General features: G+C 41.8%; 11 protein-coding genes and 1 tRNA gene. 7 read left to right on the forward strand and 5 right to left on the reverse strand.

Features of this window, described 5'->3' with window-relative positions; all coding sequences use genetic code 11:
• Positions 1–37 precede the first annotated feature (37 nt).
• Positions 38–1,363, reverse strand: a complete 1,326-nt coding sequence (gene hemA / locus HKX40_RS07450; protein ID WP_171588951.1) for a glutamyl-tRNA reductase — start codon at positions 1,361–1,363, stop codon at positions 38–40.
• A 190-nt stretch (positions 1,364–1,553) separates the two neighbouring features.
• Between hemA and HKX40_RS07455 the strand changes: the two genes are divergently transcribed.
• Positions 1,554–1,629 (forward strand) — tRNA-Phe (locus tag HKX40_RS07455).
• 103 nt (positions 1,630–1,732) lie between these two features.
• Here HKX40_RS07455 and HKX40_RS07460 read toward each other — a convergent pair.
• The 3 genes from HKX40_RS07460 to HKX40_RS07470 all read right to left on the reverse strand — a co-directional run bounded on the left by HKX40_RS07460 (position 1,733) and on the right by HKX40_RS07470 (position 4,371).
• On the reverse strand, positions 1,733–2,857 hold the full coding sequence (locus tag HKX40_RS07460) for a succinylglutamate desuccinylase/aspartoacylase family protein (RefSeq protein WP_171588952.1): 1,125 nt from the start codon (positions 2,855–2,857) through the stop codon (positions 1,733–1,735).
• A gap of 100 nt (positions 2,858–2,957) precedes the next feature.
• Positions 2,958–3,671, reverse strand: a complete 714-nt coding sequence (locus HKX40_RS07465) for an ABC transporter permease (protein WP_171588953.1) — start codon at positions 3,669–3,671, stop codon at positions 2,958–2,960.
• Positions 3,664–4,371, reverse strand: a complete 708-nt coding sequence (locus HKX40_RS07470) for an ABC transporter permease (protein ID WP_171588954.1) — start codon at positions 4,369–4,371, stop codon at positions 3,664–3,666. The genes HKX40_RS07465 and HKX40_RS07470 overlap by 8 nt, the downstream gene beginning before the upstream one ends.
• A 300-nt stretch (positions 4,372–4,671) precedes the next feature.
• Between HKX40_RS07470 and HKX40_RS07475 the strand changes: the two genes are divergently transcribed.
• On the forward strand, positions 4,672–5,448 hold the full coding sequence (locus tag HKX40_RS07475) for a transporter substrate-binding domain-containing protein (protein ID WP_171588955.1): 777 nt from the start codon (positions 4,672–4,674) through the stop codon (positions 5,446–5,448).
• Between the two features lie 237 nt (positions 5,449–5,685).
• On the opposite strand, the gene HKX40_RS07480 is transcribed toward HKX40_RS07475, so the two are convergent.
• Complete coding sequence (locus tag HKX40_RS07480; RefSeq protein ID WP_171588956.1) at positions 5,686–6,612, reverse strand: YoaK family protein; 927 nt, start codon at positions 6,610–6,612, stop codon at positions 5,686–5,688.
• A gap of 171 nt (positions 6,613–6,783) precedes the next feature.
• On the opposite strand from HKX40_RS07480, the gene bioB reads away from it, so the two are divergent.
• The 5 genes from bioB (at position 6,784) to HKX40_RS07505 (ending at position 13,097) form a co-directional block, all read left to right on the forward strand.
• Positions 6,784–7,857 (forward strand): biotin synthase BioB, encoded by a 1,074-nt coding sequence (gene bioB, locus HKX40_RS07485; protein ID WP_171588957.1) that lies wholly within the window; start codon positions 6,784–6,786, stop codon positions 7,855–7,857.
• A gap of 35 nt (positions 7,858–7,892) precedes the next feature.
• Positions 7,893–8,741 carry a DMT family transporter gene (locus tag HKX40_RS07490; RefSeq protein WP_171588958.1) on the forward strand — a complete coding sequence of 283 codons (849 nt, stop codon included), beginning with the start codon at positions 7,893–7,895 and terminating at the stop codon, positions 8,739–8,741.
• A gap of 354 nt (positions 8,742–9,095) precedes the next feature.
• Complete coding sequence (locus tag HKX40_RS07495; protein WP_171588959.1) at positions 9,096–10,352, forward strand: 2-aminoadipate transaminase; 1,257 nt, start codon at positions 9,096–9,098, stop codon at positions 10,350–10,352.
• Positions 10,353–10,382: 30 nt separating this feature from the next.
• Positions 10,383–11,756 (forward strand): 2-oxoadipate dioxygenase/decarboxylase HglS, encoded by a 1,374-nt coding sequence (gene hglS, locus HKX40_RS07500; protein WP_171588960.1) that lies wholly within the window; start codon positions 10,383–10,385, stop codon positions 11,754–11,756.
• Positions 11,757–11,846: 90 nt separating this feature from the next.
• A complete protein-coding gene (locus HKX40_RS07505; protein ID WP_246233636.1) occupies positions 11,847–13,097 on the forward strand; it encodes a dicarboxylate/amino acid:cation symporter in 1,251 nt (416 codons plus the stop codon).
• Positions 13,098–13,143 lie beyond the last annotated feature (46 nt).

Consider the following 13,143-nt stretch of genomic DNA (forward strand, 5'->3'; position numbering starts at 1 on the left):
TTTATCCTCATGATAAACATACTGTATAAATACCTAGCTAATGTTCCATATGGTGAGCTACATCACGTGACACAACTGAATCTGCCGCTTGTGAATGCTCAGAAGCGTGGAAAGGAAATAGTTTGGGCAACATTTCCAGTAACTGTCCTTTTTCCTCTGCTGGGCTACGGTTAAGAGCCTGCATAGGGGCATGCATATACTTCTGAGTTAAGGCACGAGCAAGACGCTCCAACGCCTCTTCGGGACTCACCCCCTTGGCAAGAAGTTTACGTGCTTTTTCAAGCTCGGCTTCTGCAACTGAATGTGCCGCGGTATTTAAACCTTGAATAACAGGTACAACACTACGATTCTGCATCCAATGCATAAAACTTTGCACTCGACTATCAATAATAGCCTCGGCCTGCACCACCGCCGCTTGACGAGCATCATTACCCATCTGCACTACTCTGCCTAAATCATCTACGGTGTACAGATAGACCTCATTCAACTCTGCCACTTCTGGTTCAATATCACGAGGCACAGCCAAATCCACCATCACCACAGGATTGAAACGCCGTTGGCGGATAGCCTTTTGAATCATGCCTAACCCTAAAATAGGTAAAGCAGACGCTGTACATGACACAACAATATCATACTCATGCAAGACCCCTGGCAAATCTGCTAAACGCATTGTTTGCCCTCCGAAACGAGCAGCTAACGCCTCTCCCCTCTCTAGAGTACGGTTTGCAATCATAATAGATTTAGGATTATGAGCAGCAAAATGTGTTGCACATAACTCAATCATTTCTCCTGCACCGACGAATAAGACCCTAGTATCACTAATATCACCAAATACACGTTCAGCCAATCGAACCGCTGCTGCTGCCATAGAAACAGACTGAGCACCAATTGCTGTCTGAGTCCGCACCTCCTTGGCAACGGAGAATGTCTTCTGGAAAAGTTGGTTTAGCATTGTACCCAATGCACCAGCCTCACTTGCCGTACGCACAGCAGTCTTCATCTGCCCTAAAATCTGAGCTTCGCCAAGAACCATAGAATCAAGCCCTGAAGCAACTCGAAAAGCATGGCGTACAGCTTGATCTTGAGTATATTGATACAAATGCGGACTAATCAGACTGGAATCCAATGAATTAAAATCAGCAATCCACCGAGGGATATGCTCAGTAATCTCTGGCTTAGCTGCGAGATAAAGCTCTGTGCGATTACAGGTAGATAAGATAGTGGCCTCTTCAAGCGAAGAACCAAAAGCAGAACGCAAAGCGTCCAGTGCAGGACGTACCAAATCGCCAGACATAGACACTCGCTCGCGCACGGATACTGGTGCGGAGTGATGGTTAAGACCAAAAGTGAATACGTTTGTCATGATGCGTTATGGTGCTACAAATGCTAAGACGGCTCTATTATACTCCTTGCATCCTCTCTATTTGTATCAAAAAAACAACAATAAAAATAAAAAAATGAATAAATTCAAGGTAAATTCAAGAAAATTTATTAAGGACTCTCAAAAAAAGCTACCATTTTTGAGTTTTTTAGGTTAATATTATTTTCTTCAAGGCCAGGTAGCTCAGTCGGTAGAGCAGAGGATTGAAAATCCTTGTGTCGGCGGTTCGATTCCGCCCCAGGCCACCAGATTACTATTTCCATGCATTGCATGAAGATATTTAAACCCAGTAAGGTCATTGATTTTACTGGGTTTTTTCATTTTTAGCGTTTCTAAGGGTTTCATGAAATTTTATGGTGATAAGCCCTCATTGCCAATGCTGACCGGGCAAGAGATACTCAACAGCTTACGATTACCTGAGGCCACTCGCTCACCACTTGTCGCAAATACAAACCCATAAAATTCACTGTATACCGTTGTGCATTCAAGTGTCACAGGGTTAATAATATCAGCCAACTCTTGTCCGGCAGATACCCATTCACCTGCTTTAACCTTATAGATAACCACTCCACAAGCTGGAGAAGGAACATAGTATAGACCTTCTAATGGATGCGGTTCATTGACAAGGTCTGGCATCGGTTTAATGGTATCCAGTGCAATATATCCACGCTGGGCTAAATACTGGATAATCCCATCTGCATCATGCTCCCCTAATTCATGGCTAAGCTGGTACTCGCCTCGTAACTCAACTGTACTACTAATCAATGCCTGTTCAATGGCTTCGTTGGGATAGTGTTGACGTAAATTGACCCATACTCCAGAAAGCACCTCATCAAAAGAACTTGCACTAGAGTCCACTGCTACTAACTGGCATTCTGAACCTATATAACGTGCTAGTGGCTCAAAAGACTCCCACGTCTGAGGCATAGTGTACATATGTGCCACAGCAAAATTATCACAATGCAAATCCAATACAATATCAGCATCATAGCTCAAACGTAACAGATTTAAATGCATAGAATGTACATTATTAGTTGGTCTCATCTGCTCCAACACTCGCCCTATTACTTTTCTTAACCGTGAGGTATTCTCTTGTGCATCAGGGGAAAACTCTATAGGATGTGCAGCCAATTCATCTAATACGGCTTGACTAAGGGGAACTGTAAAAAGACGGTTAAAATTCTGTGCTGTTGGCAGGTGAAAGCGTCCAATATGCATATAGTCCACCATTTGCCCCAAACCAAGAGGGTTACATAGAGGTACCAACACAATATGAGCCCGCAAACGACCTGCTTGCTCTAGCTTCAGAAGCATCTTATGCAGATGATAGGCTGCCACTGACCCTGGCATCTCATCGGCATGTAAACTAGACTGTATATACACTTTCGGTAAAGACTCATCACCAAAGTGCAATGCTGTCACCTGTGCCTGCATACCTGGTGTCATAAATTCTATAGGAAGTATCTCTGTACGCATATCGCCAATCCTTTAGGCCAATTCATGTCAAGATGTTGTCACTTTATACCCGCTACAGGGACAACGATGAAACTATGATGAAACCCTTAAATCACTAAAATCATGCCGTCTGTACTCGACGCTTCAAATGCACTAAATAACGTTTCTCAACCTGTCTAAAACCAAATACCAGCAAGCCATTGATAATCAAATACAACAATGCTGCTGCAGAATATGCAATAAATGGCTCGTAGTATGTGCTATTAAAGAAACTAGCCGCACCAGTAATTTCCATAATAGTTACTGTAGAAGCCAGTGCTGTAGAGTGCAACGTCATGATTACTTCATTACTATAGGCTGGAAGTGCACGGCGTAAGCTTGAAGGCAAAATTACTCTGCGCATTGCCTGTGCTTTTGTCATACCATAAGCCATTGCGGCCTCAATCTCACCTCGCTCGGTATTACGAATTGCTCCAGAAAAAATCACAGTGGAATAAGCAGCTGTATTTAAGGTCAATGCAGCCAATACGTAAATATAGCTACCTTTTAGGATTTCAAAACCTGGCTGATGCATTAAATGATTAACAAATTCCAAACTAGGAATACCGTAGTAGAAAATGTAGAGTTGTACCAATAATGGGGTTCCTGTAAAAAAATATACAAAACCATTAATCAACTTGGCAGCAACAGTTTTTTTCTTGTAAGAGATGACCGCAAAAGGCACTGATAACATCAAACCACAAGCCACAGAAACTGCGGTTAAAAACAAGGTAATGGGGATAGCGTTAATGCAATCAATCAGTGCTTGTTGAAAAAGCTCTAGTGTCTCACTCATCGCTATCCTCCTGTTTTACCCCACGTTGATAATGTTTTTCTAACCAAGCAAATACCCGTAACGATACAAAGGTCAGCACCAAGAAGAGTAACGCCGATACCATATTAAAGAGGAAAGGATACTGGGTAGCACTCCCTGCTTGTTGTGTAATGCGTGTCATATCATCCAAGCCAATAATGGATACTAAAGCGGTCGCCTTAGTCAACACCAACCAATTATTACGCACACCAGGCAAAGCATAACGCATCATCAAAGGGAAAGTGATACGATACAACACCGCGAATGCACCAAATCCATAAGCATAACCTGCCTCTATTTGCCCATAGGGCACAGCCAAAATAGCTCCTCGAAAGGTCTCAGTAAAATAAGCCCCAAAAATAAAACTTAATGTTAGTACACCAGCAATAAAAGGACTAATTTCAAATGACTCCATCCCCAGAGCATCAGTCAAGGAATTCAGCCCAATCTGAGCACTGTAATACACCATCAACATCCAGATCAAATCGGGAACTCCACGCACTACCGTAGAATAAACAGTAGCCACCCTAGAAAGCATAAAGTTGTCGGATAAGCGCATCACTGCTCCAACAAGCCCCAAGACCACAGAAAAAATCAAGGACAATACCGCAATCTGTATTGTCAGCGCCGCCCCCTCTAATATCCGCGGCATATATTCAAACAGGATTGTAAAGTTGGTCATGATTGTACTTATAGTGAAAAAATTGGTTCCATTCTAACTCAAAATACCATAAATAATTAATTATGGGTTTCCTGAATATCCGAAAGTGTACCGCAAAACACTTTTTAACAAAAATATTGCACCAAACAAGTGCGAGATATTGTTTCTCCTTTTATGGACAACCGCATCAAAATTCACTTTTTTATCAATAGGATAACAATTTAGGATAAAAACTAGCATTTTCCCTATAGTAATTTTTTTGCAAAATCGTTATATTTTTGCTGTAGTATTTACATTTTACCCTCTGATTAAGGAGTTTTTATGTTGAAAAAATTCATTTTAGGTACAGCAGCCTTAGCCGTATTTGCTGCAGGTTCTGCAATGGCAGCAGAAAAGACTATCCGTTTTGGTTCTGATGCTACCTACCCTCCTTTTGAATCAACTACACCTACTGGTGAAATTGTTGGTTTCGACATTGACTTAGCCAAAGCGATGTGTGAACGTATGAAAGCAACTTGCACATTCCAAAACCAATCCTGGGATGGTATCATTCCTGCGTTACGTGCTAAGAAATTCGACGTGATTGCTTCTTCCATGAGTATCACTCCAGAGCGTAAAAAAGCGGTTGCCTTTACCCAAAAAATTTGGACAACACCCAACCCTCTTATCGGTAAAAAAGGTCTTAAAGCAGACACAACTCCTGAAGGTACTAAAGGTCTAGAACTCGGTATCCAACAAGGCACCATTCAAGATAAATATGCCACAAAGTACTTTAAAGATGCCAATATTAAGCGTTACAAAACCCTCGAAGATGCCCTTAAAGACCTTGTGACAGGTCGTGTTCAAGCCGTCTTTGCTGATAGTGGTGTTGCCGACGAATTCCTTGCTGGACCCAACGGTAAAGACTTTGCCATTATTGGTACTCCATTACCCTCTTCTGCTGACTTAGAAATCTTCGGTGAAGGTACTGGCTTTGCTGTTCGCAAACAAGACAAAGAGCTTCTTGATGCTCTTAACAAAGCATTTGACGAAATCCGTGCTGACGGCACTTACGATAAGATTGCTAAGAAATACTTCAGCTACGACGTATATAACTAGTCAGGAAGCATGAGAAAATTACCAAGAAGTCTTTCAAATACAAGATATTTGAGTAAATAAGGTAAATCTTCTCAAAAAGGCAGGAATTACTCCTGCCTTTACCTTAATAAAATCTCATTACCCACACCAAAGCATTTTTCCCAGCAAAGCACTCCTACCTGTAGAGGCACTCCTCTCTAAATTAATGCTTACTTCACAATCCTGTGCTTATCTGAGACTAGTTCTTCTGATAGAGTATTACTTGTGAAGTGTGGCAGACGATTCTTCTTGTGCAGAGGCTAATTCATCGGTCTCCAGTTCCTGTGCTTCAACTTCTGCCAGCTCCTCTGCTTCTGCCATTTCTGCCAAGGTAGGTATGTCTGTATTATTTTCTTCTATGGTTTTCTCCAAAACAACTGGCGGATCATTAAATATTGCCCAAAGACTTTTTAGGTCTTCAATCATAGGTCCCAACGCAAGGTAAACCAAAATACTTGCAATAGCACAAGTAAACATAAACCCAAAGGTTTTAAATCCATAAGCCCCGACAATCCCCCCGATAAAAAACAGGATTAACACCTGCACAAGTAGTTTAAATTTTTTCTTGTTAGACTTAACGGGTTGGATACTTGGATCCTTACGACTTGCACGATTCCAGTAGAAAGCCTTACCCAACTCCATACCAATATCTGTTACAGTTCCTGTGATATGGGTAGAACGTAGTGCATACTGAGAAATGTCGGTAATAATCGCATTTTGTAGACCCATAATGTAGCAGAGTGTTGCTACAGTGAGAGATGTCCACAACCACTCAAAATGCCAATGAATGCCGTCCAGCAGACCAAAGAAAACCAATGCCCCTGCTTCTACAAAAATGGGCAGGGCATATTCACTTTGTAAATAACGATGGCGGGTATAGTTGATAATAATCTCGGTGGTTGCTGAGCCTGCCATAAACGCCATTAATGCACCAAGTGCCCACAATACCAAACTAAAATCACCAAGAGCCACCATGTCCGCCATTTCGGAGACGATACCTGACATATGGGAAGTGTATTGATGCACAGCTAAAAAGCCTCCTGCATTAATCGCCCCAGCCACAAAGGACAGAAAACATGCCAACTCTGCATTGGCAGAATAGGTTCTGACCTTACCAGTCAAGCGACGAGAATAGGAAAAAAACATAGCACCTCAACAAAACAGACCCACAAAAGGCAACAATCCTCCTTTAACTTCGCTTATTTTATATAAAAACCCCTTAAATAACAATGAAAATTAAAATTGCAAAATCGTCATCTTCTATCTAAGATAATTGCTTTATTATTTAAGACGGTTATCCCGAGGAGATAATACACAATGGATACCATTGCAATTTCCAGAACAACAAAAAACATCTGGTCTACAAAACAAGTACTGGAGCTCTTTGAATTACCTTTTATGGATTTGCTGTATCGTGCACAGCAAGTGCATCGAGAATACCATGACCCACACAAGGTACAACTTTCCAGTCTGCTTTCCATTAAAACAGGGGGGTGTCCAGAGGACTGTAAATATTGTCCACAGTCTGCTCGCTATAACACCGATGTAGAGCGCGAGCGTCTGATGGCGATTGAAGACGTTGTAAAAGCAGCGCAAGTCGCCAAAGCCAACGGAGCCTCTCGTTTTTGTATGGGGGCAGCATGGCGTAGCCCTAAAGAGCATCATTTAGAAGATGTCATGGAAATGGTACGCCAAGTCAAAGCCCTCGGACTAGAAACCTGTGTAACTCTAGGCATGCTCAGAGAAGGGCAAGCAGAAAAACTCAAAGATGCCGGTTTAGACTACTATAATCACAACCTAGATACCTCCCCTGAATTCTACGGGGAAATCATCACAACACGTACTTACCAAGACCGACTTGACACACTAGAGCGTGTACGTAATGCTGGCATCAAAGTCTGTTGTGGTGGCATTATCGGCCTAGGAGAATCACGTGCCCAACGTGCAGGTTTGCTAAGTCAACTTGCTAATCTCAACCCTCCTCCAGAATCAGTACCTATTAACCAATTAGTTAAAGTTGCAGGGACGCCATTAGCAGACAACGAAGATATTGATGAGTTTGAGTTTGTACGTACGATTGCTGTAGCACGTATTATCATGCCCAAATCTAGTGTACGCCTATCTGCTGGTCGCGAACAAATGTCTGATGGCACACAAGCACTTTGCTTTATGGCTGGTGCTAACTCTATTTTCTATGGAGATGTATTGCTCACCACAGCCAATCCACGTGTACAAGCCGATAGACAATTAATGCATCGACTGGATTTAACCCCGCTAGGTTTAATTCAAGAAAATGTATCTACTGCCTTGCCTACCGATGAGCCACAAAACTGCATTTATCATGAAAACACTCCCTGCTTGCATAAAAATGCAGTGGCAGAACCAGCATAAGTCGTTACACCTTGGCATAAAAAAAAGAATACATTATGGAATATTTAGCTTTTAGTATACTGTGCAGCGTTGTCGTCTCTGTTTTGCTGAAAATTGCTCGTCGCAACCATGTAGATATTCGTCAAGCTATTGCTTTTAACTATGTGACAGCAGTAGCACTCACATGGTTTATACTTCAGCCTGCACTACCGCAACATGTAGATAACCAGCCTTGGAGTTTATTTATTGCACTTGGCGTATTACTACCCTCAGTATTTATTATGATGTTTCGTGCGGTAGAAACAGCTGGGATAGTCCGCTCTGATGCAGCTCAACGTTTATCGCTTTTTATCCCTATCCTCGCCTCTTTTTTGCTCTTTGGCGAGCTTGTGTCTTTGCCTCGTTTAATCAGTCTATTCGTAGCATTCTGTGCCCTGCTATGCTTACTGTATAAACCGCTGACTGATAGCCAAAATCAGCATGCACCTATTTTCCTATTCCTTGTATGGGTAGGTTATGGTGTTATTGATATTTGCTTCAAACAGTTTGCCAAAACCGGAACAGCATTTTCTACTGGACTACTTATCACCTTTGCACTTGCTGGCTTACTCATGTTTATTTATCTTTTTGTCATGCGTGCCAGCTTTAATCTCACTTCCATCATTGCAGGAATTATTCTTGGTCTATTCAATTTTGGGAACATTTTGTTCTATATTAAAGCACATCAAGTATTTAAGGCCAACCCAACTCTTGTTTTTGCCACGATGAATATTGGAGTTATTACACTAGGCACCATTGTAGGCTCCATAATCTTTAGGGAAAAAATATCCAGACTTAATGCACTAGGGATTGTACTAGCTATCATTGCCGTTTGCCTCCTTTATTTTTGGGCATTACGCAGCTAGCACCTTAATATGGCGGTAATCTTAAATCTCAGATTACTGCCACACCTTTATCTATACCCTCTATCTGCAACTCTTTTCTATACTCGCAACGCTTTCCTACACTTCTATCCACTCTCGTCACCCACACCGTTATCCGCAACTCTTTTCTATACTCGCAACGCTTTCCTACACTTCTATCCACTCTCGTCACCCACACCGTTATCCGCAACTCTTTTCTACAGTTAATATTATTCCAATTCACTCTATTTCTTGCGAGTTTACGAAAAAATGGAATAAACACCTGAAAATTATTCGCTTGCTGTTCGCTGTCATAAAGTTTTAATATGGATTTCAGTTAATTTCAGTGAGTGAATTATGAATCGTAAAGGCATTTCTAGTGCATTAGGTTTAGTTCATCCTATCACGCTTTCTCATGGAAAGAATGCAGAGGTATGGGATGATACGGGCAAACGTTATATTGATTTCATCGGTGGTATTGGTGTACTTAACCTTGGTCATTGTCATCCACAAATCGTGGCTGCTATTCAACACCAAGCATCACAACTAACCCACTATGCATTTAATGCAGCAGAGCATGGTCCCTATAAACAACTCATGGCTCGTTTGGTGGATTTTGTACCAATCAGCGGAGAATTAGCTGGGATGCTAACCAACTGTGGAGCTGAATCCACCGAAAATGCCCTTAAAGTGGCACGTATCAAAACTGGTCGTACTGGAGTCATTGCTTTTGATGGTGGTTTCCATGGACGCACTCTAGCTGCTGTCAATCTTAACGGTAAAGTAGCACCCTATAAAAAAGGTCTAGGCCCATTGCCTGGCCCTGTTTATCACTTACCATATCCTAGCCCCAATAACGGCGTTTCAGCTCAAGATACACAGGCCGCACTTAAACGTCTTATCGAAGTCGAGGTGGATGTTAATAATATCGCTGCTGTTATTGTCGAGCCTGTTATTGGTGAGGGAGGGTTCTTGTTACTAGACAAAGAATTCGCTACCTATCTTCGAGAGTTTTGTACTCAAAACGGGATTGCCCTTATTTTCGACGAAATCCAATCTGGTTTTGGTCGCACTGGTACACCTTTTGCCTTTACCCACCTTGGTGTTGAGCCAGACTTGCTCTTACTTGCTAAAAGTATTGCTGGAGGCATGCCACTAGGGGCTGTTATTGGGAAAGCCGAATGGATGAACTACCCTCCAGTAGGTAGTCTAGGAGGAACTTATTCAGGAAATCCTGTTGCTTGTGCTGCAGCACTTGCTACTTTAGACATTATGTCAGGTAGCGAGGTCTGGGAAAGTGCTCGCTATTATGCTCAAACTATTGAAAAAACACACCAACGTTGGATGAATGAAAAAATCACACCATGGTTAGGCAATCTAACAGGTATTGGAGCTATGCGCGGTATTGAGTTCAAACATGCCGAACGCGGTTATGGCACAGAAGTCGTAGCACATATCCTCAAATCTGCCCGTGAGAAAGGATTATTGCTTATGCCTAGTGGCAAATATCGCCATATCATCCGTTTACTCACCCCTATTACGATTGAACCTCAACTATTAAACGAAGGTCTTACTATCTTCGAAAGCGTTCTACGAGAAACTAATCAACTTTAAATTATTAAGACTTAAAACAAAGGAGCAGATATGTCTAACTGGGCAAATGCAGACAGCATTCGTATGAAATTCTCTTTATTAATGTCGGATATGTATCAAACAGAGGTACCACTTTACGGAAAATTAGTGGATCTTGTTGCCGACGTTAATCGTGACACGCTAGCTAAAGATCCTGAAATCAAAGCCATTCTTGAGAAAACTGGTGAGATGCCTCGTCTTAACCTAGAGCGTCACGGAGCAATCCGTATTGGTAAAGCGGAAGAGCTTTTCAATATCCGTCGAGTATTTGCAGTGATGGGTATGTACCCCGTTGGCTATTATGACTTGGCTCCAGCTGGCGTACCTGTACACTCTACTGTATTTCGAGCAATTGATTCTGAGTCTCTTAATAACTGTCCATTCCGTATTTTCACCTCACTACTTCGTCTTGAACTAATTGATAACGAAGCGCTTCGCAATACAGCTGCAGAGATTCTCGCCAAACGTCAAATTTTCACCCCTCGCTGTTTAGAACTTGTGGAGTTATTTGAGAAAAATGGTGGATTAACTGAAGAACAAGCGGATGAGTTTGTGCGTGAAGCATTGGAAACTTTCCGCTGGCACCAAGACTCCCCAGTATCTAAAGAGTTGTACCAACAACTACATGATCAACATCGCCTAATTGCAGATATTGTGGCATTTAAAGGACCACATATCAACCACCTCACTCCACGCACATTGGATATTGATGCCGTACAAGTAGGCATGAAAGACCGTGGTATTACACCTAAAGCAGTCGTCGAAGGACCTCCACGTCGTAAATGCCCTATCCTACTTCGTCAAACCAGTTTCAAGGCACTTGAAGAAAAAGTAGTATTTGCCGGTGGTGGTGATACAGCCGGTAGTCACACAGCTCGTTTTGGTGAAATCGAACAACGTGGAGTAGCCGTGACTGAGAAAGGCCGTAAACTCTATGATGAATTACTCAAAGCTACTCGTGCAGCAGTTGGTGGAGCCCCAACAGAGGCAAATCGAGATCAATATATGCAGACACTGACAGAGAAATTCAGCGTTTATCCTGATACATATGATGAATTACGCCAACAAGGTCTTGCTTTCTTCCACTACACAGTAAACGAAGGAAAATCTGTTGACCACAAAGTCACTGCCAACGACTTAGAAGCATTAATCGCAGAAGGCATTATTGATTTTGAACCTATTGTTTACGAAGACTTCTTGCCTGTTTCTGCTGCCGGTATTTTCCAATCTAACCTAGGCGAAAACGGTCAAAAACAATACGACGAAAATTCTAATCGTCAAGAGTTTGAGAAAGCCTTGGGAGCAACTGTAGCCAATGAAATTGCCCTTTATGAAGCTACACAACAAAAATCCATTGATTTCTGTTTAGCCCAGCTGAATAAATAATTATGTATCCGTGGTATCGCTCCTACCCATAACCGAGTGGTACCACTTAACCATCACATATTAACAATAAAAATCGTAGGAGTAATTTCTATGAAAGCTTTATTTAGAGCCTATTTACGCCAATCATTTATGCTAAAAATGACTACTGGCTTTGTTTTGGGGATTGTTCTAGGTCTTATTTTGGGGCCATCTAGTGACATATTGGCTCCTCTAGGTAAATTATTTTTGAATTTACTCAAAATGATTGTTATCCCATTAGTTGCTCTGGCACTTATGGTAGCAGTTAATCACTCTAATCCTCGCGAACTGGGGCGTATTGGTCTAAAAATCTTCCCTTTCTATATTTTTGCAACAGGGGTTTCAGTTGTTTTAGGTATTTTCCTTGCCAAATGGACACACCCAGGCGTAGGTTTAAGCCTACCCTCTAATGCACAAGTGGTGGTGCCAGAAAAGCCATCGTTCATGGATACCCTAATTAACATGGTTCCTAGCAACGTATTCTCAGCACTCTCCAAAGGCGACATCCTAGCAGTGGTGTTTGTGTCTATCGTAGTAGGGTTAGCTATCTTATTTTTACGTCATTCTAGTAATGACAGAGAGCGTGAAATGGGGGAATTAATCTTCCGCATCGTTGACGCTGCTAATGAAGTTGTTACCAAGATTCTTAATGGTATTTTGCAATATGCACCTCTCGGGGTAGTTGGTATTACCGCTAATACTGTTGGTAACCAAGGTATGGATTTAGTGATTGCCTTAAGTAAATTTATTGGTACTTCTTACATCGGGGTTATTCTACTCATCATAGTGGTATATCCCATCATGATGAAAGTATTTGGTGTGCAAGTTCTCAAATTCTACCGTGATGTCAAAGAAGCCATGTTTACCTCTTTTGTAACTAGTAGCAGTTTAGGAACTCTTCCTATCACATTGAAATGTGCTGAAAAAGCCGGTATCGGTGAGCGTGTTGCTCGTTTAACCTTGCCTATCGGGGCGACCGTCAACATGAATGGTACTGCCTTACGTTTTGGTGTTGCAGTCATTTTCGCTGCTGAAATTACAGGTCTACATTTCTCTGTCGGTGATTTAGCTACTATCGTCATCATTGGTACGATGGCAGCCGTTGGTACTGCTGGTGTTCCTGGGGCTGGGTTGATTGGTATGTCTATCGTATTTACACAAGCAGGCCTACCTATTGAAATTGTAGCCCTCACTGCTGGTATCAATATTCTTGTTGATATGGTTTTCACTCTCGGTAATGTGACTGGTGATTTAGTGGGTGCCAAAATTGTAGATCAGACTGAAAAAGGACATCCTGATCACGATAATGTCGAAAACACATAAATCATCACAACAAATAATCTGTGAAATTTTAATGATATTTTAAAAA

Origin of the sequence: Pelistega europaea, assembly GCF_013133775.1 — a bacterium.
Lineage (GTDB): Bacteria > Pseudomonadota > Gammaproteobacteria > Burkholderiales > Burkholderiaceae_B > Taylorella > Taylorella europaea.

What these genes read in the sequence shown, in the direction of transcription:
- hemA (WP_171588951.1), bottom strand. Translation starts at nt 1,363, where the DNA reads ATGACAAACGTATTCACTTTTGGTCTTAACCATCACTCCGCACCAGTA.
- HKX40_RS07460 (WP_171588952.1), bottom strand. Translation starts at nt 2,857, where the DNA reads ATGCGTACAGAGATACTTCCTATAGAATTTATGACACCAGGTATGCAG.
- HKX40_RS07465 (WP_171588953.1), bottom strand. Translation starts at nt 3,671, where the DNA reads ATGAGTGAGACACTAGAGCTTTTTCAACAAGCACTGATTGATTGCATT.
- HKX40_RS07470 (WP_171588954.1), bottom strand. Translation starts at nt 4,371, where the DNA reads ATGACCAACTTTACAATCCTGTTTGAATATATGCCGCGGATATTAGAG.
- HKX40_RS07475 (WP_171588955.1), top strand. Translation starts at nt 4,672, where the DNA reads ATGTTGAAAAAATTCATTTTAGGTACAGCAGCCTTAGCCGTATTTGCT.
- HKX40_RS07480 (WP_171588956.1), bottom strand. Translation starts at nt 6,612, where the DNA reads ATGTTTTTTTCCTATTCTCGTCGCTTGACTGGTAAGGTCAGAACCTAT.
- bioB (WP_171588957.1), top strand. Translation starts at nt 6,784, where the DNA reads ATGGATACCATTGCAATTTCCAGAACAACAAAAAACATCTGGTCTACA.
- HKX40_RS07490 (WP_171588958.1), top strand. Translation starts at nt 7,893, where the DNA reads ATGGAATATTTAGCTTTTAGTATACTGTGCAGCGTTGTCGTCTCTGTT.
- HKX40_RS07495 (WP_171588959.1), top strand. Translation starts at nt 9,096, where the DNA reads ATGAATCGTAAAGGCATTTCTAGTGCATTAGGTTTAGTTCATCCTATC.
- hglS (WP_171588960.1), top strand. Translation starts at nt 10,383, where the DNA reads ATGTCTAACTGGGCAAATGCAGACAGCATTCGTATGAAATTCTCTTTA.
- HKX40_RS07505 (WP_246233636.1), top strand. Translation starts at nt 11,847, where the DNA reads ATGAAAGCTTTATTTAGAGCCTATTTACGCCAATCATTTATGCTAAAA.